The 23,912-nt window shown below is 70.2% G+C and carries 22 protein-coding genes and 1 pseudogene; 15 read left to right on the top strand and 8 right to left on the bottom strand.

Features of this window, described 5'->3' with window-relative positions; translation table 11 throughout:
- Window positions 1–72 precede the first annotated feature (72 nt).
- From MPLG2_RS08145 to MPLG2_RS08110, 8 genes are all read left to right on the top strand, one after another.
- Entirely contained in the window at window positions 73–576 is a 504-nt protein-coding gene (locus MPLG2_RS08145) for an SseB family protein (RefSeq protein WP_231935911.1), read from the top strand.
- Window positions 577–798: 222 nt separating this feature from the next.
- A complete protein-coding gene (gene infC / locus MPLG2_RS08140) occupies window positions 799–1,506 on the top strand; it encodes a translation initiation factor IF-3 (RefSeq protein WP_105187553.1) in 708 nt (235 codons plus the stop codon).
- A gap of 28 nt (window positions 1,507–1,534) precedes the next feature.
- Entirely contained in the window at window positions 1,535–1,741 is a 207-nt protein-coding gene (rpmI, locus tag MPLG2_RS08135) for a 50S ribosomal protein L35 (RefSeq protein WP_105187552.1), read from the top strand.
- A 71-nt stretch (window positions 1,742–1,812) separates the two neighbouring features.
- Window positions 1,813–2,178 (top strand): 50S ribosomal protein L20, encoded by a 366-nt coding sequence (rplT, locus tag MPLG2_RS08130; protein ID WP_105185695.1) that lies wholly within the window; start codon window positions 1,813–1,815, stop codon window positions 2,176–2,178.
- A gap of 98 nt (window positions 2,179–2,276) precedes the next feature.
- Complete coding sequence (locus MPLG2_RS08125; RefSeq protein ID WP_105185694.1) at window positions 2,277–3,098, top strand: TrmH family RNA methyltransferase; 822 nt, start codon at window positions 2,277–2,279, stop codon at window positions 3,096–3,098.
- A gap of 68 nt (window positions 3,099–3,166) precedes the next feature.
- Window positions 3,167–4,267, top strand: coding sequence for a phenylalanine--tRNA ligase subunit alpha (pheS, locus tag MPLG2_RS08120; RefSeq protein ID WP_105185693.1), 1,101 nt, complete (start codon window positions 3,167–3,169; stop codon window positions 4,265–4,267).
- Window positions 4,264–6,798: a phenylalanine--tRNA ligase subunit beta gene (gene pheT / locus MPLG2_RS08115; RefSeq protein WP_105185692.1), complete on the top strand. Its 2,535-nt coding sequence runs from the start codon at window positions 4,264–4,266 to the stop codon at window positions 6,796–6,798. Before pheS ends, pheT begins: the two co-directional genes overlap by 4 nt.
- Window positions 6,799–6,960: 162 nt before the next feature.
- A complete protein-coding gene (locus MPLG2_RS08110; protein ID WP_105185691.1) occupies window positions 6,961–7,524 on the top strand; it encodes a dihydrofolate reductase family protein in 564 nt (187 codons plus the stop codon).
- 84 nt (window positions 7,525–7,608) lie between these two features.
- Here MPLG2_RS08110 and MPLG2_RS19385 read toward each other — a convergent pair whose 3' ends face one another.
- The 5 genes and pseudogenes from MPLG2_RS19385 to hemC form a co-directional block, all read right to left on the bottom strand.
- A complete protein-coding gene (locus MPLG2_RS19385) occupies window positions 7,609–7,983 on the bottom strand; it encodes a GNAT family N-acetyltransferase (protein ID WP_231935991.1) in 375 nt (124 codons plus the stop codon).
- A gap of 132 nt (window positions 7,984–8,115) precedes the next feature.
- Window positions 8,116–8,844 (bottom strand): annotated as a pseudogene (cobA, locus tag MPLG2_RS19380) (uroporphyrinogen-III C-methyltransferase); the annotation flags it as partial.
- Window positions 8,841–10,220 carry a glutamate-1-semialdehyde 2,1-aminomutase gene (gene hemL, locus MPLG2_RS08100; RefSeq protein WP_105185690.1) on the bottom strand — a complete coding sequence of 460 codons (1,380 nt, stop codon included), beginning with the start codon at window positions 10,218–10,220 and terminating at the stop codon, window positions 8,841–8,843. The pseudogene cobA and the gene hemL, both read right to left, overlap by 4 nt.
- 13 nt (window positions 10,221–10,233) lie before the next feature.
- A complete protein-coding gene (gene hemB / locus MPLG2_RS08095) occupies window positions 10,234–11,205 on the bottom strand; it encodes a porphobilinogen synthase (RefSeq protein ID WP_105185689.1) in 972 nt (323 codons plus the stop codon).
- The gene (hemC, locus tag MPLG2_RS18435; RefSeq protein WP_158680979.1) at window positions 11,202–12,773 is read right to left on the bottom strand and encodes a hydroxymethylbilane synthase; all 1,572 of its coding nucleotides are present in this window, start codon (window positions 12,771–12,773) and stop codon (window positions 11,202–11,204) included. Before hemC ends, hemB begins: the two co-directional genes overlap by 4 nt.
- A gap of 269 nt (window positions 12,774–13,042) precedes the next feature.
- Between hemC and MPLG2_RS08085 the strand changes: the two genes are divergently transcribed.
- The 7 genes from MPLG2_RS08085 (at window position 13,043) to argH (ending at window position 20,439) form a co-directional block, all read left to right on the top strand.
- Window positions 13,043–13,822, top strand: coding sequence for an HAD-IIA family hydrolase (locus tag MPLG2_RS08085; RefSeq protein WP_105185688.1), 780 nt, complete (start codon window positions 13,043–13,045; stop codon window positions 13,820–13,822).
- 215 nt (window positions 13,823–14,037) lie between these two features.
- The gene (gene argC, locus MPLG2_RS08080) at window positions 14,038–15,093 is read left to right on the top strand and encodes an N-acetyl-gamma-glutamyl-phosphate reductase (RefSeq protein ID WP_197710120.1); all 1,056 of its coding nucleotides are present in this window, start codon (window positions 14,038–14,040) and stop codon (window positions 15,091–15,093) included.
- A complete protein-coding gene (argJ, locus tag MPLG2_RS08075) occupies window positions 15,090–16,244 on the top strand; it encodes a bifunctional glutamate N-acetyltransferase/amino-acid acetyltransferase ArgJ (RefSeq protein ID WP_105185686.1) in 1,155 nt (384 codons plus the stop codon). The genes argC and argJ overlap by 4 nt, the downstream gene beginning before the upstream one ends.
- Complete coding sequence (argB, locus tag MPLG2_RS08070; protein ID WP_105185685.1) at window positions 16,241–17,233, top strand: acetylglutamate kinase; 993 nt, start codon at window positions 16,241–16,243, stop codon at window positions 17,231–17,233. Before argJ ends, argB begins: the two co-directional genes overlap by 4 nt.
- A complete protein-coding gene (locus tag MPLG2_RS08065) occupies window positions 17,230–18,435 on the top strand; it encodes an acetylornithine transaminase (RefSeq protein ID WP_105185684.1) in 1,206 nt (401 codons plus the stop codon). Before argB ends, MPLG2_RS08065 begins: the two co-directional genes overlap by 4 nt.
- Complete coding sequence (locus tag MPLG2_RS08060; RefSeq protein ID WP_105185683.1) at window positions 18,432–18,929, top strand: arginine repressor; 498 nt, start codon at window positions 18,432–18,434, stop codon at window positions 18,927–18,929. Before MPLG2_RS08065 ends, MPLG2_RS08060 begins: the two co-directional genes overlap by 4 nt.
- Before the next feature lies 1 nt (window position 18,930).
- Entirely contained in the window at window positions 18,931–20,439 is a 1,509-nt protein-coding gene (argH, locus tag MPLG2_RS08055; RefSeq protein ID WP_105185682.1) for an argininosuccinate lyase, read from the top strand.
- 212 nt (window positions 20,440–20,651) lie between these two features.
- On the opposite strand, the gene MPLG2_RS08050 is transcribed toward argH, so the two are convergent.
- From MPLG2_RS08050 to MPLG2_RS08040, 3 genes are all read right to left on the bottom strand, one after another.
- Window positions 20,652–21,851, bottom strand: a complete 1,200-nt coding sequence (locus MPLG2_RS08050; protein WP_105185681.1) for an MFS transporter — start codon at window positions 21,849–21,851, stop codon at window positions 20,652–20,654.
- Between the two features lie 136 nt (window positions 21,852–21,987).
- A complete protein-coding gene (locus MPLG2_RS08045) occupies window positions 21,988–22,653 on the bottom strand; it encodes a response regulator (protein ID WP_105185680.1) in 666 nt (221 codons plus the stop codon).
- Window positions 22,650–23,786, bottom strand: coding sequence for a sensor histidine kinase (locus tag MPLG2_RS08040; RefSeq protein WP_105185679.1), 1,137 nt, complete (start codon window positions 23,784–23,786; stop codon window positions 22,650–22,652). Before MPLG2_RS08040 ends, MPLG2_RS08045 begins: the two co-directional genes overlap by 4 nt.
- Between the last annotated feature and the right edge of the window lie 126 nt (window positions 23,787–23,912).

Genomic DNA, 23,912 nt, shown 5'->3' with positions numbered 1-23,912 from the left:
TCAGCGTGCCAGCAAAACCGGGGTTCCACTAGCGCCGAACGGGGGTGTCCGCGGTGTGATTGGCTAGGGGGGGTGAGCACTCTTGGCCAGCCGAACGCCGCCTGGGCGGGCGATCGCGGCGACCCCGACGACGCGGTACGCGCGGCCCTCGCCGCTGCCGCGGTCGGCCGATCCACCGACGACTACCTGTCGGCGGTCGCGGCCTTGTGTGCGGCGCGACTCTTGCTGCCCATCGTCGCCGACGGTGACGAGGCCGGTGACGGCCCCGACCCCACCCGGCACGCCGAGATGGCCGCGGTGCTGATGACCTCCGCCACCGGCCAGACCGGAGCACTGGCCTTCACCGGTCTGGACGCCCTGCTGGCCTTCGACGCCCACGCCCGTCCGGTGCCCTGCACGCTCGATGTCGTGGCCGCCACCGCCATCGAGGTGGGCGCCCAGGCCATCGTCGTGGACGTCGCCGGCCCCCATCAGCTCGTCATCGACGAGTCGCTGATCGGCCCGCTGGCCACCGGCAACCGGCTGATCGCTCTCACCGACGGCTGGGGTTGGCTCTCGGCCGGCGCCCCAGCCTGAGGGACACCGCCTCCTCGATTCGGCGTCCGTAGGCCCAACAAGCTAGAGTGGACGCCGTCGACCGGCCGTGAAGGCTGGTCCGCCGAAGTGGAGTCCCGCACTCCCACCCGTCCAGCCCCTGGCCGGCGGGTCGAACCAGGCCGCTGCTTCGTGCAGCCAGGCCACCAGTTCACGTGGGCCTCCGCATTCGCGGGGGCCCTTTTTGTTGGTCGACCACATCCGCTGCAACACCTTGGAGGAAACATCAGCGAACCACGGATCAACGAGCGCATCCACGCAAACGAGGTGCGCTTGGTCGGGCCTGCCGGTGAGCAGGTCGGCATCGTCCGTCTCGAGGACGCCCTGCGGCTTGCCCGTGAGGCCGACCTCGACCTGGTCGAGGTGGCACCGATGGCCCGCCCGCCGGTCGCCAAGCTCATGGACTACGGCAAGTTCAAGTACGAGGCCGCCCAGAAGGCCCGTGAAAGCCGCCGTAACCAGACCAACACCGTGATCAAAGAAATGAAGCTGCGGCCCAAGATCGACAGCCACGACTACGAGACCAAGAAGGGTCACGTCGTGCGCTTTCTCAAGGCCGGCGACAAGGTCAAGATCACCATCATGTTCCGCGGCCGTGAGCAGAGCCGCCCCGAACTCGGCTTCAACCTGCTGAAGAAGCTGGCCGACGACGTCGCCGAAGACGGTTTCGTCGAGTCCGCGCCCAAGCAGGACGGCCGCAACATGCTCATGGTGCTCTCGCCCACGAAGAAGAAGTCCGAAGCGCGGGTCGACGCCGAGGCGCAGAAGCAGGCCCGCATGGCCCAGCGCGTCGCCGACGCCGAAGCCGAGGCGAAGGCCGAGGCCGAGCACCGGGCGTCCCACCAGAGCACCACCCAGACCAAGAAGCGCCGGGGTCCGGCCGACAACATGGACCCCGACATCGACCTGTGAGACCCACGAAAAGAAAGTGAGCGGCACCATGCCGAAGATGAAGACGCACTCGGGCGCCAAGAAGCGGTTCCGGCTGACCGGCACGGGCAAGCTGATGCACCGCCAGGCCGGCAAGATGCACCTCAACGAGCACAAGCCCACCAAGCAGACCCGCCGCCTCGACGGCGACAAGATCGTCGCCAAAGGCGACGCCAAGAAGGCCCGCAAGCTGCTCGGCTCGTACAAGGCCCGCTGACCCAGACCACCCGCGCCACCGCGCGAGTTTCGGGCTAGAACCCGAGACGATCAAAACAAGGAGTACCCACCATGGCACGCGTCAAGCGCTCCGTGAACGCCCAGAAGAAGCGCCGCGAAGTCCTCGAGGCCGCGTCCGGCTACCGCGGTCAGCGGTCCCGGCTGTACCGCAAGGCCAAGGAGCAACTGCTCCACAGCGCCACCTACAACTACGCGCACCGCAAAGACCGCAAGGGCGACTTCCGCTCGCTGTGGATCCAGCGCATCAACGCCGCCGCGCGTGAAGAGGGCATGACCTACAACCGTTTCATCAGCGGCCTGAAGGCTGCCGGCGTCGAGGTCGACCGCAAGATGCTGGCCGAGCTGGCCGTCAGCGACGCCCCGGCGTTCGCCCAACTGGTCGAGTTGGCCAAGGCCAACGTCGGCGCGACCGCCTGATCATCTGCTGGCACGGGGTCGGCGCAACGCTGCGGACGTTCCGCGCGTCGCGCTGAGCCACCCCACCGGCACACCCACGTTAGAAAGCCGTTTCAGCCATGTCCACCGAACGTCTCGAACTGCCTGAGCCCTCACAGGCGGTGCTGCGCGCCGCCCGGGCTCTGCTGCGCAGGAAGGAACGCAAGGCGACCGGACGGTTTCTGGCCGAGGGTCCACAGGCGGTGCGTGAAGCGCTCAAGGTGCCGAACGCCGTCGAGTCGGTGTTCTTCCGCTGGGGAGCGGTGCACGACCACGTCGACCTGTTGGACGCCGCCCGGGCCGCCGACGTGCCGCACTACGCGGTCAGCGAGCAGAACCTGATCACCGTGTCGGACACCGTCACGCCACAAGGTGTGGTCGCGGTCTGCCGCACGGTCGACGTTGCGCTGGCAGATGCGCTGGCCGACGACCCGCAACTGGTCGTGATCTGCGCCCAGATTCGTGACCCCGGCAACGCCGGCACGGTGATTCGGTGCGCCGACGCGTTCGGTGCCGACGCGGTGATTCTGTCGTCGGACTCGGTCGAGGTGTACAACCCCAAGACCGTGCGGGCCAGCGTGGGCAGCATCTTTCACCTGCCGCTCGTGGAGGGGGTCGACCTGGCCGAAGCCATCGACGCCTGCCGGGCCGCGGGCCTGCAGGTGTTCGCCACCGACGGCGAATCGGGCACCGAACTCACAGACCTCACCGACCGGCTCGCCCAACCCACCGCGTGGGTGATGGGCAACGAGTCGTGGGGCCTGCCCACCGAACACCTGCAACTGGCCGACACCACGGTCGCGGTGCCGATCTACGGTGCCGCCGAGAGCCTCAACCTGGCCACCGCAGCGGCCGTCTGCCTCTACGCGAGCGCCAGCGCCCAGCACACCGCGTCCGACTGACCGGTCAACTCACCCCACAACTGCACAACCGGGCCGCGCAGCGGCACCAGCGAGACAACGGAGAACGTATGTCACCGCACGACAACCAGCCGGCGGACGCCCTGCGTCCCGAGGCCATCGAGGCGGCGGTCGACGCCGCGTTGGCAGCCATCGCGGCCGCCGATTCGGTGGCCGCGCTGAAGCAGGCCCGGCTCGCCCACGCCGGGGACAAGTCGCCGCTGGCCCTGGCCAACCGCGCCATCGGAGCGATTCCACCCGCCGATCGTAAAGAAGCCGGACGGCTGCTGGGCGCGGCCCGCGGCCGGGTGCAGCAGGCCTTGGCCGAGCGGGCCGAGGTGATCGAGGCCGCCGAACTGGCCCGGGTGCTGGTCGACGAGGCCGTGGACGTCACGCTGCCGGTCGAGCTGGCGCCGCAGGGCGCGATTCACCCGGTGACGGGCATGATCGACCTGATCTGTGACGAGTTCGTCGCGATGGGCTGGGAGGTCGCCGAGGGCCCCGAACTCGAAGCCGAATGGCTCAACTTCGACGCCCTCAACATCGGCCCCGACCACCCCAGCCGCGGCGAAACCGACACGCTGTTCGTCGACCCGCCGAGCAACCACCTGGTGATGCGCACCCACACCTCGCCGGTGCAGGCCCGCACGCTGCTGAGCAGCGACCTGCCCGTGTACGTGATCTGCCCCGGCCGTACTTACCGGGCCGACGAGTACGACGCCACCCACCTGCCGGTGTTCCACCAGGTCGAAGGGCTGGCGGTCGACAAGGGGCTGTCGCTGGCGCACCTGCGCGGCACGCTCGACCACTTCGCGTCGGCCATGTTCGGCGACGGCATTCGCACCCGCATGCGGCCGCACTACTTTCCGTTCACCGAGCCGAGCGCCGAGGTCGACCTGCAGTGCTTCGTCTGCCGTGGCGAATCGGTGGGCAACCCCGATCGTCCGTGCCGCACGTGCAAGTCGGAAGGCTGGATCGAGTGGGGCGGCTGCGGCGTGGTGAACCCGCGGGTGCTGCGCGCCTGCGGAGTCGACACCGACGTGTACTCGGGGTTCGCGTTCGGCATGGGCATCGAACGCACGCTGATGTTTCGCAACAACCTGAGCGACATGCGTGATCTGGTCGAGGGTGACGTGCGCTTCAGCCGCACTTTGAAGGGGGTCGCTCGATGAGGGCGCCGATGAGCTGGCTGCGCGACTGGGTCGCGCTGCCGCAGACCGTGACCGGCGACGAGTTGGCGCAGGCCCTGGTGCGCGCCGGCCTCGAGGTCGAAACCGTCGAGAGCGTCGGCGGCGGCGTGGGCCCGCTGGTGGTCGGCCGCGTGGTCGACTTCGTCGACGAGCCGCAGAAGAACGGCAAGATCATTCGCTGGTGCCATCTCGACGTGGGTGCCGCGCAGGCTCCTGACGTGCCGCCGGCGCCGGTCGAGGGTCGTCCGGTCACCGCGGGGGTGCGGGGCATCATCTGTGGTGCGCACAACTTCGCCGTTGGTGACCTCGTTGTGGTCGGGCTGCCCGGCACCGTGCTGGCCGGCGGGTTCACGCTCAGCTCGCGCAAGACCTACGGGCACATTTCAGACGGCATGATCTGCGCCGAGGACGAGCTGGGCATCGGCGTCGACCACAGCGGCATCATCGTGCTGCCCGAGTCGTCGGGTTTGGTGCCGGGTGATGACCCGGCGGCCTTCTTGGGGCTCGGCGACGAGGTGCTCGACATCAACGTGTCACCCGACATGGCCTACTGCATGTCGATTCGCGGGCTGGCCCGTGAGGCCGGCCAAGCGCTCGGCGTGCCGTTCACTGACGTGGTCGACCGGTCGGTGCCCGCGCCGGTGGCCGACGGCTACCCGGTGCTGCTCGACGACCCGGCCTGTGCGTTGTTCGTGGCGGTGGGCGTATCGGGCATCGACCCCTCGGCGCAATCGCCGCGCTGGCTGCAGCGCCGGCTGACCATGGCCGGCATGCGGCCCATCTCGCTGCCCGTGGACGTCACCAACTACGTGATGCTCGAAGTGGGGCAGCCGTTGCACGCCTACGACGCGAGCAAGCTGCGCGGGCCGATCGTGGTGCGCAAGGCGGTCGAGGGCGAGACCATCGTGACGCTCGACGACGTCAAGCGGACGTTGTCGGCCGACGACCTGCTGATCACCGACGACTCGGGCCCGATCGGCATCGCGGGCGTGATGGGTGGCGCGACCACCGAATGCGACCCGAACACGACCGACATCGTGCTCGAGGCGGCCGCCTTCGACCCGGCCACGGTGTCGCGGGCGATGCGCCGGCACGGGCTGCCGTCCGAGGCGTCCAAGCGATTCGAGCGGGGCACCGACCCGGCCGCCACCTACGCCGCGGCACACCTGGCCGCGCGGCTGCTGGTCGAACTGGGTGGGGGTGTGCTGGCGAGCGCCGAGACCGTCGCGGGTGCGGTGCCGGCCATGCCGTCGCAGACGATGGCGACCGACCTGCCGAGCAAGATCCTGGGGCTTGAGGTGCCCGCCGCTCGCGTGGTCGAGATTCTGCGCGCCAGCGGGGTCGAGGTCACCGAGGCAAACGGCGCCGTCGAGTTGCTGCCGCCCACCTGGCGGCGCGACCTGCGCGACCCCTACGACTACGTCGAAGAGGTGGGCCGCAAGATCGGCTTCGACGAGATTCCGTCGATCGTGCCCACCCCGCCCGCCGGGCGCGGGCTGACCAGGGCCCAGGTGATTCGTCGGGCGGTGACGCATGCGCTGGCCGACGCCGGGTTCGTGCAGGTGCTGCAGTTGCCGTTCGCCTCGGGTGACGACCTCGACAAGCTGGGCCTGCCCGCCGACGACCGCCGGCGGGCCACCGTGCGGCTGGCCAACCCGCTGGCCGAAACGAGCCCGTACCTGCGCACCATGCTGCTGCCCGGGTTGTTCGTCGCGGTGCAGCGCAACACCTCGCGCGGCAACGACGACCTGGCGCTGTTCGAGGCCGGGGCGGTGTTCCGGGCCGGTTCGGGCGCGGCGGCTCCGATGCCGGGGGTCGAGCAGCGGCCGTCCGATGCCGAGCTGGCCGCGATCGAGGCGGCGATTCCGCCGCAGCCGTGGCATCTGGCCGCGGTGCTGACCGGCGACTGGAAGCCGGCGGGCTGGACGGGCCCGGCGGAGCCGGCGTCGTGGCGGCAGGCGTTGGCGTTCGCCGACGTGGCGGCCGGGGCGGCGGGCGTGGAGGTTCGGCGTGAGGCCGACGACCATGCGCCGTTCCATCCGGGCCGGTGCGCGAAACTGCTGGTCACGGCCGCGGACGGCACCGAGGTGCTGTTCGGCCACGCCGGTGAACTGCACCCGCTGGTGTGCCGGGCGTTCGGGCTGCCGGCCCGCACGGCTGCCGCCGAGGTGAGCCTCGACGTGCTGATCGCCGTGGCGCCGGGCGGCGGCACGATCGGGCAGTTGTCGCCGCACCCCGTAGCCAAAGAAGACGTGGCACTGGTCGTCGACGAGACGGTCAGCGCAGGTGAGTTGCAGGCCGCCCTGGTGGCCGGCGCGGGCGAGTTGCTGGAGTCGATACGGCTGTTCGACATCTACCGCGGCTCCCAGATCGCGGACGGTTCGAAGTCGTTGGCCTACGCGCTGCGCTTCCGCGCCCCCGACCGCACGTTGAAGGACGCCGAGATCGCGGCGGCCCGTGACGCGGCGGTGGCCGAGGCCGTCCGGCAGTTCGGGGCGGTTCAGCGCGCCTGACCGGTAATGGGGACGGTTCCCATTACCGTTCACAGGGTTGCGTGGTGGGTATTGGGGACGGTTCCGATTACCGTTCAGGGTGGTCCGATGACTGGCGAAATCGTCCGTGACCACAGCAGCCACCGCATTCTGGCGCAGGTGCCCCTTGATTGGAGGTGAGCGGTGAGCACGATCTATTACACCGCGACGACCTTGGACGGCTTTCTGGCCGACCCCGACGACTCGCTCGACTGGCTGTTTCGACAGAACCAAGAAGACGGCGGCCCGTTCGGCTACGAGGCGTTCATCGCCAACGTGGGTGCCATCGCCATGGGGGCGACCACCTACGAGTGGGTACGCTCACACCTGGCCGCGTCAGGTGAGCCGTGGCCCTACAAGCAACCGACCTGGGTGTTCACCCATCGCGACCTGCCGTTGATCGATGGGGCGGACGTCCGGTTGACCAACGGAGCCGTCGATCGGGTGCACGCCGACTTGACCAGGGCCGCTGATGGCACGGACGTCTGGATCGTCGGCGGGGGAGCGCTGGCCGCCGACTTCGCCCGGGCGGGCCTGCTCGACGAGATCGTGGTCAGCATCGCGCCGGTCACCCTGGGCGCTGGACGTCCGCTGCTGTCGGGACGGTTCGACCTGCAGTTGTTAGACACCGGGCGCAATGTGGACTTCGTGTGCGCGCGCTACCGCGTGGTGGGCATGCTGACCGAGGACCTGCCCGACGGAGAGTGATCCATCCCGGTCGTGAACGGTAATCGGAACCGTCCCCATTACCCACCAAGCAATCCCTGTGAACGGTAATCGGAACCGTCCCCATTACCCACCACGCGGCTTCACCATGCGCACGGTGATCGGAATCTGTGGCAGAAGCGGGTCGGCCCCGTCCACCACCGTGTAACCCGCCGCCGCGTACAGCCGCTGGTTTCGGTAGCTGTGGTGACCGGTGAACAGGGCGAACCGCGTCACCGACGAGGGTGCCTGGGCCTCGATGTGTTCCAGCAGCCGGCGTCCGATGCCCTGACCGGACTGGTCGGCGGCCACCATCAGCCGACCGATGTCCCAGTCGGTCTCGTGCGCGCGCGCTCGCACCGAGGCGATCAGCCGGCCGTCGCGGCGCAGCACCCAGGTCTCCCATTGAGCGAGGTCGGTCAGCACCGCCGCCAGATCTTCGTGCAGGGCCGGTATGTCCATGCTGTCGTTGTCGAGGGCCTCCTGCATCCAGCACGCGCGTTGCAGCACCAGCAGTTCGCCGGCGTCCGACTCGCGGGCGGGGCGCAACTCCTCGGTCACCGCCGGCGATTGCGAGGATGACTCCGCCACCGGCCTCGTCACCGCCAGTTCCAGCCCCGCGACGTCACCGATCACCACGATCGCCGGCGGACGCACCCCCGCTGCGACCCGCGCGATGTCGCCCACCGTGCCGCGCACTGTGGTCATGGTCGGCAGCCAGGCGTCCGCCACGACCGCCGCCGGCGTGGTCGCCGGCGAGCCGTGCGCCACCAGTTCGGCGCAGATCGCGGCCAGGTTCGCCACCCCCATCAGCACGACGATGGTGTGCCCGGCCCTCGCCAGCGCACCCCAGTTGGTGGTCGAGGCGGCGTGCCCGGGCGGCACGTGCCCCGACACGACGGTGAACGCCTGCACGACGCCACGATGCGTGATCGGAATGCCGGCCAGCGCCGGCCCTGCGATCGACGACGACACCCCGGGTATCACTTCGACCGCAATGCCTGCCTCCGCGCAGGCGATCACCTCTTCGCCACCCCGGCCGAACACGAACGGGTCGCCGCCCTTGAACCGCACCACATGGCGTCCGGCGCGGGCATGTTCGATGAGCAGTTCGTTGATGCGCTGCTGCGACGTGCTTCGCCCGCCGGGCAGCTTGCCCACGTCGATCAGCAGCACGCCTGCGCGGCACTCGTCCAGGCTCGCCAGCGGCACCAGATGGTCGTAGAGCACCACGTCGGCCGAGCGCAGGGCGTCCAGGCCCGCGACGGTGAGCAGCCCCGGGTCGCCGGGCCCGCCGCCCACCAGGGTCACCCGGCCGGTCATGCTGCGCCCAGGGCGGCCCGCGCCGCACCCGGTAGAGCCTCGACGATGCGATTCAGCGCCGCGTCGTCGTGCGCGGCCGACAAGAACCACGCCTCGTAGCCCGACGGCGGCAGCGCCACCCCCGCGTCGAGCATCGCGTGGAAGAAGCGGGCGAAGGCTGCCGAATCCTGCCGCTGAGCGGCGGCGTAGTCGGTGATGGGGCGGTCGAAGTCACCGAAGAACACCGTGAACAAAGAGCCCGCGGACTGAACCAGATGCGGCACTCCAACCTCGAACAGGGCCTCGTTCACCGCGGCCTGCAGGTCGCTCGACACCGCGTCCACGGCCGCGTAGACGTTGATGTCGGCCAGTCGCAGCGTGGCGATGCCGGCCGCGGTGGCCAGCGGATTACCCGACAGGGTGCCCGCCTGGTACACCGGCCCGAGCGGCGCCAGCAGGTCCATCACGTCGGCGCGTCCGCCGATCGCGGCCAGCGGCATGCCGCCGCCGACCACCTTGCCGAAGGTGAACAGGTCGGGAGCCGCGTTGGGCGAGCCCGTCGAGGCCTTGGGGGCGGGGGCGGTGGTCTCGACAAGCTCGACCAAGGGTGGTGTCTCGACCAGCGGTGGGGTCTCGACCGCAGAACGCTCCAGCCCCCACCAACCGCTTCGATGCACGCGAAAACCGGTGAGCACCTCGTCGAAGATCAACAATGCGCCGTGCCGTGCGGTGATCGCGCGCAGAAAGGCGTTGAAGCCGACCGCCGGCGGCACCACGCCCATGTTCGCCGGTGCCGGTTCGGTGATCACCGCCGCGATCTGGTCGGGGTAGGCGTCGAACACCGCCTCAAGCGCGGCCTCGTCGTTGTACGGCACCACGATCGTCTGCCCGGCCGTCGCCGCGGTCACCCCGGCAGACCCCGGCAACCCCTGCGTCGCCACCCCCGAGCCGGCCGCGGCCAGCAGGCCGTCCGAATGGCCGTGGTAGCAGCCGGCGAACTTGACGATCAGGTCGCGTCCGGTGGCGCCACGGGCCAGCCGAATCGCGGTCATGCACGCCTCGGTGCCGGTCGACACGAAGCGCACCTTGGCCGCCTCGGGCACCCGCGCCCGGACGGCCTCGGCCAGTTCCACCTCGGCCTCGGTCGGCGCTCCGAACGACAGTCCGCGGGCGGCGGCCTCTTGCACCGCGCGCACCACCTCGGGGTGCGCGTGGCCGAGCAGCGCCGGCCCCCACGAGCCCACCGCGTCGACGTATTCGCGGCCGTCGGTGTCGTACAGGTAGGGCCCCGACGCCCGAGCGATGAACACCGGGTCGCCACCCACCGAGCCGAACGCCCGCACGGGGGAGTCGACGCCGCCGGGGATCACCCTGCACGCGCGTTGGTACAAGCTCATCGTTCTGCCTCACTCATGACAGGCCCTTCGCCAGTTCGATCGCCGCGTAGGTGAGCACGATGTGCGCACCCGCGCGCACGATCGCCGTGACGGCCTCGGCCAACGCGCGGTCGCGGTCGATCCAGCCCCGCTCGGCCGCCGCCCACACCATCGCGTACTCGCCCGACACGTGGTAGGCCGCCACCGGCACCGACGACTGGGCGGCCACGTCGGCCAGCACATCGAGGTAGTAGCCGGCCGGCTTCACCATCAGCAGGTCGGCACCCTCGGCTTCGTCGAGCGCGGCCTCGCGGACGCCCTCACGCCGATTCGCCGGATCTTGCTGGTAGGTGCGCCGGTCGCCGGACAGAGAGGAGTTCACGGCCTCGCGGAACGGCCCGTAGAACGCCGAGGCGTACTTGGCGGCGTAGGCGAGAATCGCCACGTCGTCGAATCCGGCCGCGTCGAGGCCGGTGCGAATCGCAAGCACCTGGCCGTCCATCATTCCCGACGGCCCCACCACGTGCGCCCCCGCCACGGCCTGGCTGACCGCCAACTCGACGTACCGCTCAAGGGTGGCGTCGTTGTCGACCCGTCCGACCTGATCGAGCACGCCGCAGTGGCCGTGATCGGTGAACTCGTCGAGGCACGTGTCGGCCATCACCACCAGGTCGTCGCCCACCGCGTCGCGCACGGCGCTCAACCCCCGGTTCAGAATGCCGTCGGGTGCCCAACCCATCGAGCCGTAGGCGTCCTTGTCTTCCGGCTTGGGAACGCCGAACAGCATGATGCCCTTCAGCCCGGCGTCCACGGCCAGGCGGGCCTCGTCGGCCACCGAGCGCAACGTGTGCTGCACCACGCCCGGCAGCGAGGTGATGGGCGCGGGCTCGGTCAGCCCGTCGGCGACGAACACCGGCAGCACCAGTTGTGCAGGGTGCACCCGGGTTTCGGCCACCAGCGATCGCATGGCGGACGTCGTTCTCAACCGGCGAGGGCGAATGATCATGATTGTTCCTTTCGCAGCGCCACCAGCGCGTCGACCAGGCCCGCAGCGGTCGCTTCGGTCGCCGTGCCTACGACGTCGAACCCGAGGGCAGCCGCGGCGGCGGCACTGGTCGCGCCCAGCGCAACCACCGGCGGACCAGGCATATCGAGCAGTTCGCTGGCCGCGCGTGCCACGGACGGAGCCGTCACCACGAAGACGTCGTAGTCGGGCCAGGCGTCTGCGATCGTCGCGTCCACGGACGTCACCGGCATGGTTCGATACACCGGCACGGGCACGACGTTCCAGCCGCGGGCAGCGAGCGCCTCGGCCAGGTCGGGGGCCGGGTCGGCCGCACCGGGAATCAGCACCGTGCCGGGGCCGTCGGCGAAGACGCCGGCCAGCGCGGCGCCCCCCGAACCGTTCGTGGGCTTCAGCCCCACCCTTAGTCCGGCCTCTCGTAGGGCCGCGGCGGTGGCGTCACCCACCGCGGCGATCGTCGTGCCCAGCGGAATCTCGGTTGCCAGGTCGACCCCACCCTCGGTGAGCACCCGAACGGTGCGGGCCGAGGTGAACGCGATCACGTCGGGGGCCTCGGTGAGCGCCTGCACGAACGGCCGCACAGCGAGCGGTTCGGTGACGGTGAAGGCCTGCGTGTTGACGGTCGTGCGTTCGGCCTCGAGCACGTCCGCCAGCCCGGACGGCGGGATCAGCACCCGAAGCCCGCGCAGCGGCGCGACCTCGGCGGCCACCCGCAGGGCGAGCTCGTCGGCCGAAGCGATCGGTCCTACGACGATCGAGCGACGCGCCCCCGCGCCGGTTGCCAACACGGCGTGAATGCTCAGGTCACCGAGGTTGGCTCGGGCCAGCGCACCGAACGGCGCGGCGCACCCCGCTTCGACCGCCCGCATCGCCGCCCGTTCGAGCTCGACGGCGGCCCGGGTGCCGGGGTCGTCCAGCCGCGCCAGCAGCTCGATCATCGGCAGGTCGTCGCTGCGGCATTCGATCGCCAGGGCGCCCTGAGCCGGCGCAGGCATCATGTCGAGCGTGCCGAGGTACTGGGTGATCGCCCCGGCCAGGCCGAGTCGGTGCAGGCCGGCGGCCGCCAGCACCACTGCGTCCAAATCCTTGCCGACGCGAGCCAGCCGGGTATCGACGTTGCCGCGAATGTCGGCCACCCGCAGGTCTGGACGGGTCAGTGCCAGTTGCGCCGCCCGGCGAGGTGACCCGGTGCCCACCCACGAGCCGGCGGGCAGGGCGTCGAGGGTGAAGTTGTTGCGGGCGCACAGGGCGTCGCGGGCGTCCTCGCGCTCGGGAATGGCGGCGATGGTGAGGCCCTCAGCAGGCCTGGTGGGCAGGTCTTTCAGCGAGTGCACCGCCAGATCGCAGTCGCCGGCCAGTACCGCCTCGCGCACGGCCGCCACGAACACCCCGACCCCGCCGAGGCTCGACAAGGGAGCGGTGCTCACATCGCCCAAGGTCCGCACGCGCACGAGTTCGACCTCGGCACCCAGGTTGCGCAGGGCGTCCGCGATCAGTCCCGACTGCGCCAACGCCAGTCGTGAGCCGCGGGTCGCCAGCCTGATCTGCACTCATCCGATCTTGCCTTACCAGCACCGTGGGCATGTGCCAGATCCGTCGGGTGAGCCGAATGAGGCGCTACTCGCGACGTAACTGCCCCTGTGACACGTCGCTGCCCGCACGCAGGCAGCGATGTGTCAGAAAGGCAGCTACGTTGGCATCCAGCGTCATCACCCGTGAGCACGGGTTCGCTGGGCGACTCGGTGACTCGACGGAGCGGACGCAGGGAGCACGCGTCCAAATTTTGTAGTCATTTCAACTAATAAGGCAGAATGGTGGTATGAGCAAAGCTCGTAACATTGAATGCTGGCTGACCGACATGGACGGCGTGCTGGTTCATGAAGAACAGGCGCTGCCCGGGGCGGCCGAACTGATCCAGCGCTGGGTCGACACCTCGAAACGGTTCCTGGTGCTCACCAACAACTCCCTGTTCACGCCGCGTGACCTGTCGGCGCGGTTGAAGCGGTCGGGCCTGCGCATTCCGCAAGACAACATCTGGACCTCAGCCATGGCCACCGGCGCGTTTCTGAAGACCCAGCCGGGCGACAAGACCGCCTACGTGATCGGCGAGGCGGGGCTGACGTTCGCGTTGCACGACGCGGGCTTCGTGCTCACCGACGACGACCCCGACTTCGTGGTGCTGGGCGAGACCCGCACCTTCTCGTTCGAGGCGATCACCAAGGCGATCCGGCTGATCAGCAACGGGTCGCGGTTCATCGTGACCAACCCCGACACCACCGGCCCCAGCAAGGACGGGCTGCTGCCCGCGGCCGGTGCCGTGGCGGCGATGATCACCGCGGCGACCAACCGCCAGCCCTACGTGGTGGGCAAGCCGAACCCGATGATGTTCCGCTCGGCGATGCGTCGCATCGAGGCGCACTCCGAGACCACCGCGATGATCGGCGACCGTATGGACACCGACATCGTGGCCGGCATGGAGGCGGGCCTGCACACCGTGCTGGTGCTCACCGGGCTGACCACCGAGGCCGACGTGGCGACGTACCCCTTCCGTCCCAACCAAATCCTCAACGGCGTGCACGAACTGGTCGACCAGATCTGAGTACGGCCAGCGGGCGACGCCGTCATGCCGGCGACAGCGCAACAGAATGCTGAGCTGAGCAGTACACCGGCCGGCTGGGACGCCGTCATTCCGGCGAAAGCCGGTGTACGCCACGTTGTCGCAGATCCGCACGAGCTCCAAAGTCGATCACGGGCTGAGTCTCGGCGACCGGTTCCGAATGGAATAATCATTCCTTGTGCGGCATAGTAATGCCCATGACCCTTCGGATCGCCGTGTCGGGCTGCACCGGGTACGCCGGGGGCGAGGTGCTCCGGCTGCTCCTGCAGCACCCGGGCGTCACGATCGGCAACCTCACCGCCAAGTCGAGCGCCGGTTCGAAGCTGGGCCAACACCAGCCGCACCTGCTGCCGCTGGCCGACGCGGACGTACTCGACACCACCGTTGACAGCCTGGCCGGCCACGACGTGATCGTTCTCGCGCTGCCGCACGGCACCTCGGGCGAGATCGCCGCACAACTGGCCGAAGCCTCGCCCGATTCGATGTTGATCGATCTGGGCGCCGACCACCGGCTCGAATCCGCGGAGGCCTGGACGACCTACTACGGGGGCGAGCACCCCGGCACCTGGACCTACGGCATGCCCGAACTGCTCCTGGCCGAGGGCGCCAAACAGCGCGACCACCTGCGCACCGCCACCCGCATCGCAGTGCCCGGCTGTAACGTCACCGCGGTCACGTTCGCGCTCGCGCCCGGCATCGCGGCCGGCCTGATCGAGCCCACCGACCTGGTCGCGGTGCTGGCCAACGGCGTCAGCGGGGCCGGCAAATCGCTCAAGCCGCACCTGCTGGCCTCCGAGATCCACGGGTCGGCCAGCCCGTACGGCGTCGGCGGCGTGCACCGGCATATTCCCGAGATCGAGCAGAACCTCGGCAAGAGCCGCGGCGACCAGATTCGGATTAGCTTCACCCCCACCCTGGTGCCGATGGCCCGCGGCATTCTCGCCACCTGCACGGCCCGGCTGGCTCCCGGTACCGATCCCGCGACCATCCGCGAGGCCTGGCAACAGGCCTACGCCCACGAGGCGTTCGTCCACCTGCTGCCCGAGGGCCAGTGGCCGAGCACGGCCGCCACCCTGGGCGCCAACACCGCTCTGGTGCAGGTCACCGTCGACCAGCGTGCCGAACGCCTGGTCGCGATCTGCGCGATCGACAATCTGGTCAAGGGCACCGCGGGCGCGGCCGTTCAGTCGATGAACCTGGCCCGCGGCCTGCCCGAACACACCGGCCTCACCACGATCGGAGTAGCACCGTGAGCGTCACCACCCCCAAGGGCTTCACCGCGGCCGGCGTCACCGCCGGCATCAAGGCGTCCGGACGCCCCGACCTGGCCCTCGTGGTCAACAACGGCCCCGACGCCCACGCCGCCGCCGTGTTCACCAGCAACGCGTTCAAGGCCGCCCCAGTGCTGTGGTCGCGCGACGCCGCCGCCGACGGACGGCTCGCCGCCGTCGTGCTCAACTCGGGCGGCGCCAACGCCTGCACCGGACGCGCCGGCCTGGCAGACGCCCGGCAGATGGCCGAATGGACGGCCGAGGCGATCGGCGCCGACGTCACCGACGTGGCGGTCTGCTCCACCGGGCTGATCGGCGTCCGACTGCCCATGGATAGGGTGCTGGCCGGCATCGAGCTCGCCACCCAGGACCTGTCCGACGAGGGCGGCCCGGCCGCCGCCGAGGCGATCATGACCACCGACACCGTGCCCAAGACGGCCGAGTACCACTCGCCGCACCACTGGGCGATCGGCGGCATGGCGAAGGGCGCGGGCATGCTCGCCCCCGCCCTGGCCACCATGCTCGTGGTGATCACCACCGACGCCGTGGTCGCGGCCGACGACCTGGCGAGCGCCCTCACCACCGCCACCTCGTTCACCTTCGACCGCACCGACTCCGACGGCTGCATGTCGACCAACGACACGGTGATGCTGCTGGCCAGCGGGGCGTCCGGCGAGGCCGCCGACCCCGAGGAGTTCACCGAGGCGCTCACCGGCGTCTGTCACTCGCTCGCCATGCAACTGCTGGCCGACTCCGAGGGCAGTTCGCACGACATCGAGGTCACCGTGGCCGGGGCCGCGTCCGAGGCCGACGCGCTGGCGGTGGCCCGCGCGATCGCTCGCAGCAACCTGTTCAAGTGCGCCGTGTTCGGCAACGACCCCAACTGGGGTCGGGTGCTGGCCGCCGCCGGCACCGTGGCCGCCGAGTTCGATCCCGACCATGTCGACGTCTCGTTCAACGGAATCGGTGTCTTCGTGGACGGACAGCTCGGCGCCGACCGCGCCGAAGTCGACCTCACGGGCCGCGACGTGGTGGTCGACGTCAACCTGCATGCGGGCGAGGCGACGGCCACCATCTGGACTAACGATCTCACCTACGACTACGTCAAAGAGAACGCGGAGTACTCCACATGACCCCCACCACCCGCTCGCGGGAGACCGCGGCGCGGGTCATCGCCAAGGCCGAAACCCTGATCGAGGCGCTGCCGTGGCTCGAGCGGTACGTCGGCAGCGTGATCGTGGTCAAGTACGGCGGCAACGCGATGATCAACGACGGCCTCAAGCGCGCCTTCGCCGACGACATCGTGTTCCTACGCCGCTGCGGGCTGAAGCCAGTGGTGGTGCACGGCGGCGGGCCGCAGATCTCGTCGATGCTGGGCCGGCTGGGCATCACGTCCGAGTTCAAGGGCGGGCTGCGAGTCACCTCGCCCGAGGCCATGGACGTGGTGCGCATGGTGCTCGTGGGGCAGGTGGGACGCGAACTCGTCGGCCTGCTCAACGCCCACGGCCCCCTCGCGGTCGGCCTGTCGGGTGAAGACGCCGGGCTGTTCACCGCCACCCGCCGGGGCGTCACCATCGACGGCGAGGAGCACGACATCGGCCTGGTCGGCGAGGTCACCCAGGTGCGTCCCGAGACGGTGCTCGACCTGATCGACGCCGGCCGCATTCCGGTGATCGCCACCGTCGCTCCCGACGAAGACGGCAACGTGCACAACGTGAACGCCGACACCGCCGCCGGGGCGCTCGCGGTGGCGCTGAACGCCGAGCGGTTGGTGGTGCTCACCGATGTCGAGGGGTTGTACGCCGACTGGCCGGCCAGTTCCGAGGTCATCGCCCGCATCTCCAGCACCGAACTCAAGGCGCTGCTGCCCAGCCTCGAGGCGGGCATGATCCCCAAGATGGAGGCCTGCCTGCAGGCCGTGCAGGGTGGCGTCGACCGGGCCACGATCATCGACGGACGGGTGCCGCACAGCCTGCTGCTCGAGATCTTCACCAGCGAGGGGCTGGGCACGATGATCGTGCCGGACGACGACACGCAGTCGGTCGAGCGTGTCGAGACCCCCGCTCCGTTGGTCGAGCCTGTCGAGACCCCGCCGGCCGAGTCTGCCGGAGCTGACTCATGACCCTCACGCCGCCGGTCGGCGCGCAGGCCGAGCTCACCAGCCAGTACACCGGGTCGGTCATGAACACCTTCGGCCCACCCAAGCGCGTGTTCGTGCGCGGCGAGGGTGTGCACCTGTGGGACGCCGACGGCAACCGCTACCTCGACCTGCTCGCCGGGCTGGCGGTCAACTCGCTCGGCCACGCGCACCCGCAGGTGATCGGCGCCATCTCGGCGCAGTTGTCGACGCTGGGCCACGTGTCGAACTTCTTCGCCACACCCACCCAGATCGCGCTCGCCGAGAAGCTGGACGCCCTGGTCACCGCCAACGCCCCCGGCCTGCCCGCCCGGGTGTTCTTCACCAACTCGGGCACCGAGGCCAACGAGGCCGGGTTCAAGATCACCCGCCGCACCGGCCGCACCCGGCTGATCGCCATGGACGGCTCGTTTCACGGCCGCAGCCTCGGCGCGCTGGCGCTGACCAGCAACCCCGCCTATCGCGAGCCGTTCGAACCGCTGCCCGGCGACGTCACGTTCGTACCCTACGGCGACGAGGCCGCCCTCGCCGAGGTCTTGGACGACACCGTGGCAGCCGTCATTCTCGAACCGATCCAGGGCGAGAACGGGGTCGTCGAACCACCGGCGGGCTACCTGGCGAAGGTGCGTGAACTGACCAGCGCGGTCGGCGCGCTGCTGTGGATCGACGAGGTGCAGACCGGCATCGGGCGCTGCGGCGACTGGCTGGCCAGCAGCGCGTCCGGGGTGACCGGTGACATCGTCACCTTCGCCAAGGGTCTCGGCAACGGGTTTCCGATCGGCGCCTGCGTGGCCACCGGCCCGGCGGCCACCCTGCTCGGCCCCGGCTCGCACGGCACCACGTTCGGCGGCAACCCGGTGGGCGCGGCCGCCGGGCTGGCCGTGCTCGGCATCATCGAGCGCGACGGGCTGCTGCAGCGCGTCCACGAGGCGGGGGAGCGGCTCGCCGCTTCGATCACGGCACTCGGCCACCCGCGCATCGACCACGTGCGCGGCCGCGGGCTGCTGCGCGGCGTGGTGCTCACCGAACCGATCGCGCCCGCGGTGGCCGACGCCGCGTTGGCCGCCGGTTTCGTGATCAACGCCCCGCGGCCCACCGTGGTGCGGCTGGCGCCACCCTTGATCGTTCCCGACGCCGAACTCGACCGGTTCGTCGCTGCGCTGCCCGGCCTGCTGGACTCGGTATGACCGAGCAACGCACCCCGCAGACCAAGACCGCGCGACAGGCCCGCATCGTCGAGTTGATCACCAGGCAGAGCGTGCGGTCGCAGACCGAGCTGGTGCAGTTGCTGGCGGCCGAGGGGGTCGTGGTCACCCAGGGCACGCTGAGCAAGGATCTGGTCGACGTGGGTGCGGTCCGGGTGCGGCAGGGCGACGGCGACCTCGGCTATGCGCTGCTGGCCGCCGAGCGCGCGAGTGATTCGACGGCAACGGTGCGACTGTCGCGGCTCTGCGCGGAGTTGTTGGTGTCGGCCGAGGGTTCGGCCAATCTCGCGGTGCTGCGCACCCCGCCCGGCGCCGCGCAGTTCTTCGCCTCGGCCATCGACCGGGTGGCGCTGCCCGAGGTGCTGGGCACGATCGCCGGCGACGACACCATCGCGGTGATCACCCGCGACCCGGCCGGCGGCAGCAGACTGGCCGAAACCATGCTGGCCATGAGCCACAACCCACGAACGGAGTGAGATGACCGACGCGACCGCTGGTCGAGACCCCGACCCCACCGCCCAGGGACGGCTCTGGGGCGGCCGCTTCGCGGGCGGCCCGGCCGATGCAATGTTCGCGCTGTCGGTGTCGACGCACTTCGACTGGCGACTCGCCCGGCATGACCTGGCCGGCTCGCGGGCGCACGCCAAGGCACTGGCGTCGGCCGGGCTGCTGACCGACGACGAGCTGGCCGCGATGCTGGCCGGCATCGACGCGCTCGAGGCCGATGTGGTCTCGGGCGCCTACACCGCCGCCGCCACCGACGAAGACGTGCACGGCTCGCTCGAACGGGGCCTGATCGAACGGGTGGGCCCCGAACTGGGTGGACGGCTGCGCGCCGGCCGGTCGCGCAACGACCAGATCGCCACCCTGATCCGGCTGTACCTGCGGGACGAGCTGCGGGTGGTGGCCGAGGGCGTCCAACTGGTGGTGGTCGCGCTGTATGAGCAGGCGCGCACCCATCTGGGCGCCCCGATGCCCGGCCGCACCCACCTGCAGTCGGCCCAGCCGGTGCTGCTCAGCCATCACCTGCTGGCGCACGCCTGGCCGTTGCTGCGTGACTTCGGGCGCATCCAGGATCTCGACCGGCGGCTCGCCTTTTCGCCGTACGGGTCGGCCGCGCTGGCCGGCACGTCGCTTGGCCTCGACCCCGAACTGGTGGCCGCCGAACTCGGCTTCAACGGCTCGGTGCCCAACTCGATCGACGGCACGGCGGCCCGCGACCTGGTGGCCGAGGCGGCGTTCGTGCTGGCCATGATCGGGGTCGACCTGTCGCGCATCGCCGAAGAGGTGATCCTGTGGTCGACCGTCGAGTTCGGCTTCGTCACCCTCGACGACGCCTGGTCGACCGGATCGTCGATCATGCCGCAGAAGAAGAATCCCGACGTCGCCGAACTGGCCCGCGGCAAGGCCGGACGGCTGATCGGCAACCTGACCGGCCTGTTGGCCACGCTGAAAGGCCTGCCGCTGGCCTACAACCGCGACCTACAAGAAGACAAGGAGCCGGTGTTCGACTCCCTCGACCAGCTGCGGGTGGTGCTGCCGGCGATGGCCGGCATGATCGAGACGCTCACGTTTCACACCGACCGCATGGCCGAGCTGGCGCCGCGCGGATTCTCGCTGGCCACCGACGTGGCCGACTGGCTCGTGCGGCAACGGGTGCCGTTCGCGCAGGCTCACGAGATCTCTGGCGCGGCCGTGCGCTACTGCGAGGCCCGTGGCATGGAACTCACCGACCTGACGGCCGCCGACCTGCCGTCCATCGATGAGCGACTGACCCCCGAGGTGTTGAGCGTGCTCAGCGTGGCCGGCTCGATCGCGTCCAGAAACGCCCGCGGCGGCACCGCGCAGGCCGCGGTGGAACAGCAACTGCGCGAGGTCAACGACGCCATCGACTCGATCAACGACTGGCTGCCGACGGCACCCGTCCCATCTCAGGGCGAATCCCAACCCATCGGTTACTGGACGGCGGAACGCCCCGACGCGTAGGGCGGCGGGCGACCGCTCGTCAGTGCGGCGGGCACTTCCGTTATGCCGGCGGACGCCGGAATCTCTGGCGTGACCGGAACCGATGCCGGCATCGATCAGTGGCGCCGGGTCAGCTTTCTGGTGCCGGGAAATAACGTGGCACCTCAGACTCATCAGGGCAGCAAGCACCGATGCCGGCATCGGTTGCCGACTCAGGAGGGCCGCGGACGTTCTCACCGCCGTCCCAGCGGCGCCAACACCACGACCGCCAGCAGAATCGGCACGGTGGTCAGCGCCAACCCGGCGAATCCGATCGAGTTCAACACGGCGCCAGCGCCGGTGGCGCCCACTGCCGCGACCAGGCTCATCATGAAATCGTTGCGCCCCTGCCGCTGGGTTCGGACGGCTTCGGCCGACGCTTCGGTCAGTAACGTGGACCCCGCCACGGTCGCCGCGCTCCAACCCAGACCCAGCAGCACGAGGGCGATGGTCACCGCCGCCGTGTCGTGCTGCCCGAAGGCGATCACCGCCATGCACCCGGCCAGAATCGCGTACCCCAGCACGATCGTCGGCACCCGACCCCAGCGATCGGCGAGCAGCCCGAACACCGGCGACAACCCGTACATGCCCGCGATGTGCAGGCTGATCGTCAGCCCCACGATGGTGAGCGTGGCCCCGTGGTGCAGCAGATGCACCGGCGTCATCGCCATGATCGACACCATCACGCCGTGCGCACCCACGATCGCCACCGTCGCGTAGCGGGCCGCCACCGGACGATCCGCGCATGCGATTCGTGCCGCCGCCGCGTCATGCGCCGCCACCACCCGCTGCGCCAGCAGCAGCGGGTCGGGCCGCAGCGCCACCAGGTACAACACGATGCCCGCGAGCTGGGCCACGACCGTGAACACATATGCCCCGGTGAGCGGCGGCATGCCCACCGCAGCTCCCACAACTTCGCCCGGGCCCACCAGGTTGGGGCCCAACACGGCACCGATGGTGGTCGTCCACACCACGATCGACAGGTCGCGGCCGCGCGAGGCGTCCGTGGCCAGGTCGGCGGCCGCGAAGCGGGACTGCAAGTTGGCCGCCTGCCCCGCTCCGATCAGCACGAATCCGGTCAACAGCAGGGGGAACGCGTGCCCCGCGACCGCGGCGATCACCAGCCCCACGCCCACCAGGGCCACCGTCATGCCGGTGGCGAGCGCGGGCCGCCGACCCCATCGCCTGGCCAGCGCCGCCAGCGGCACCGCCGTGAGCGCCGTGCCGAGCGTGATCGCCGCGGTGGCGAGGCCCGACAACGCGTCGCTGCCCGACAGGTGCGCAGCCAGCACCGCACCGAGCGAAACCGTGGCGCCGAAACTGATTCCGCCCAGCACCTGACCCACCGACAAAACGGCGATGGTGCGGCGCTGCACGGCGCTCAGATCGGTCACCGCGTCACCCTATCCAGCGGGCATCCTCGCTATTCACGGCCGTCCGGGACGTTGCACACCTTTGGATTCGTTGCACCGTTCAAACACGAGCAACGAATCCAAACCCGTGCAACGTGGTGCGGTGCGACGTTCGTGCTCACCCAGCTCCCGGCCGCACCACGCCGTACTCGTAGGCGATGATCACCAATTGGGCGCGATCCCGCACATCCAGCTTGGTCAGCAGCCGGCTGACGTGCGTCTTCGCGGTGGCGTAGCTGATGCTGAACCGGTCGGCGATCTCTGCATTCGACAACCCGGCGGCGATCGCTGGAAGGACCTCGAGTTCGCGCGGAGTGAGCGCCTCGTCCAGTGCGACCGAAGGCGTCGCCGGGGGAGTGGTCCGGCGGAACTGCTCGATCAGCCGGCGCGTGGCCCGCGGCGCCAGCAGCGCCTCACCACCGGCGACGACCCGGATGGCCTCCAGCAGCCGATCCGGCTCGGTGTCCTTGGGCAGAAAGCCGCTTGCTCCGGCGTGCAGCGCGGCGAACACGTTCGCGTCGTGGTCGAAGGTGGTCAGGATCAGGACCCGGACCGATGCCGTCGCCGGGTCGGCGACCAGCCGCCGGGTCGCCTCGATGCCGTCGATGCCCGGCATCCGGACGTCCATCAGCACCACATCGGGGCGCTGCTCGTGCGCCAGTCGGACGGCGCTGAGCCCGTCCGCGGCCGAGCCCACCACCTCGAACCCGGGCTCGTGTCGCAACAGCACGGCCAGTCCGCTGCGGATGAGCGCTTCATCATCGGCCAGCAGCACCCGGATCACCGGTCGTCCCCATCTCTCGGCAGCATCGCAACCACCTCGTACCCGCCGCCCTCGATCGGGCCGGCCGTCAGCCGCCCGCCCCAGGCACCCACCCGCTCGCGCATGCCGGCCAGACCGGCGGCCTCCGGCCCCGCGGCACCCACACCGTGGTCACGGATCCGCAACTCGAGCCGGTCAGGTTCGAACCGGATCCGCACCCAGGCGCGGTCGGTGCCGGCGTGCCGGACCACGTTCGTGAGCGCCTCCTGCACCACCCGGTAGGCGGTGTGGTCGAGAGCGGTGGGCAGCGGCCACGGCTCGCCGAGACGTTCCACCTCGAGCCGCAGGCCGGCGTCGGAGAACCCGGAGAACAGGGTGTGGGTGTCGGCCAGCCCCGGCGCCGGGCAGTCGGGCTCGTCCGTCTCGCGAATGGCGCTGAGGATGTGTCGCACCTCGCGCAGCGAGCTGCGACTGCGCTCGGCGATGGCCAGCAGTCCCGAACGCGCCTCTGCGGGATCGGAGTCCACGATCCGGGCGCAGACGCCGGCCTGCAGGGCGATCACGCCGAGCGAGTGACCCACCACGTCGTGCAGCTCCCGGGCGATGCGCAACCGCTCCTGGGTGACGGCGTGCCGGGTCTCCTCCTGTTGCTTCCATGACGCCAGTTCGGCCCGCTCCGCCTCCAACCGGGCGGTGCGGCGGTGCAGTTGGCCGGCGCGGCCCAGCGTGAACGCACCGACGAACAGGGCGACGTTGGTGCCGAACCCCTCCCACGGCATCCGTTCCGGAAAGGCCGCGGCGATCGCCACGAGCACGGTGAGACAGTAGCCGGCGCCGATCAGCGTCGTCCGCAGCGGGCGGTGCGCGGCCACCGTGTAGGCGGCGAGGAAGAGCCCGGCGCCGATCACCGCGGTGGTGTAGCCCAGCGCGATCATCGTTGCCACCAGCGCCCCGGAGACGACCAGCACGGGCAGCGGCGCTCTGCGGCGCAGCGCGTAGCCGGCTGAGATGGCGACGATCAGGCCCAGCTGCAGCGGCGTGGCGGCCGTGCCGGCCGAGAGCATGGCGGCGGAGGCGATGCCGAGGGCGAGCCCGCAATCCAGCAGCCAAGGACGCTCGGCGTCCAACTGCTGCAGGTCGTGCCAGGTCCTCATCCTGGCAAGCTATCCGGGCTGTACGGACCTCACAACGATCTGCGGAATGACAGCGGCGTCCATCCCGGGAATGACCTCTGCACCCGGGTGCGACCCGGGTATGGCGCCAGGAACCGGGCGCCGGCC

The sequence above is a fragment of the Micropruina glycogenica genome, assembly GCF_900289045.1.
Lineage (GTDB): Bacteria > Actinomycetota > Actinomycetes > Propionibacteriales > Propionibacteriaceae > Micropruina > Micropruina glycogenica.
Note: the sequence above shows the minus strand (reverse complement) of the source record. Positions and strands in the feature narration are given on the sequence as shown.

Bases quoted from the DNA above. Each gene is read 5' to 3' on its own strand.
- hemB (WP_105185689.1), bottom strand. From the start codon at position 11,205: ATGATCATTCGCCCTCGCCGGTTGAGAACGACGTCCGCCATGCGATCG.
- pheT (WP_105185692.1), top strand. From the start codon at position 4,264: ATGAGGGCGCCGATGAGCTGGCTGCGCGACTGGGTCGCGCTGCCGCAG.
- MPLG2_RS08065 (WP_105185684.1), top strand. From the start codon at position 17,230: ATGACCCTCACGCCGCCGGTCGGCGCGCAGGCCGAGCTCACCAGCCAG.
- MPLG2_RS08085 (WP_105185688.1), top strand. From the start codon at position 13,043: ATGAGCAAAGCTCGTAACATTGAATGCTGGCTGACCGACATGGACGGC.
- MPLG2_RS08040 (WP_105185679.1), bottom strand. From the start codon at position 23,786: ATGAGGACCTGGCACGACCTGCAGCAGTTGGACGCCGAGCGTCCTTGG.
- argC (WP_197710120.1), top strand. From the start codon at position 14,038: ATGACCCTTCGGATCGCCGTGTCGGGCTGCACCGGGTACGCCGGGGGC.
- rpmI (WP_105187552.1), top strand. From the start codon at position 1,535: ATGCCGAAGATGAAGACGCACTCGGGCGCCAAGAAGCGGTTCCGGCTG.
- rplT (WP_105185695.1), top strand. From the start codon at position 1,813: ATGGCACGCGTCAAGCGCTCCGTGAACGCCCAGAAGAAGCGCCGCGAA.
- MPLG2_RS08125 (WP_105185694.1), top strand. From the start codon at position 2,277: ATGTCCACCGAACGTCTCGAACTGCCTGAGCCCTCACAGGCGGTGCTG.
- argH (WP_105185682.1), top strand. From the start codon at position 18,931: ATGACCGACGCGACCGCTGGTCGAGACCCCGACCCCACCGCCCAGGGA.
- argB (WP_105185685.1), top strand. From the start codon at position 16,241: ATGACCCCCACCACCCGCTCGCGGGAGACCGCGGCGCGGGTCATCGCC.
- hemL (WP_105185690.1), bottom strand. From the start codon at position 10,220: ATGAGCTTGTACCAACGCGCGTGCAGGGTGATCCCCGGCGGCGTCGAC.
- MPLG2_RS19385 (WP_231935991.1), bottom strand. From the start codon at position 7,983: ATGGACATACCGGCCCTGCACGAAGATCTGGCGGCGGTGCTGACCGAC.
- pheS (WP_105185693.1), top strand. From the start codon at position 3,167: ATGTCACCGCACGACAACCAGCCGGCGGACGCCCTGCGTCCCGAGGCC.
- MPLG2_RS08060 (WP_105185683.1), top strand. From the start codon at position 18,432: ATGACCGAGCAACGCACCCCGCAGACCAAGACCGCGCGACAGGCCCGC.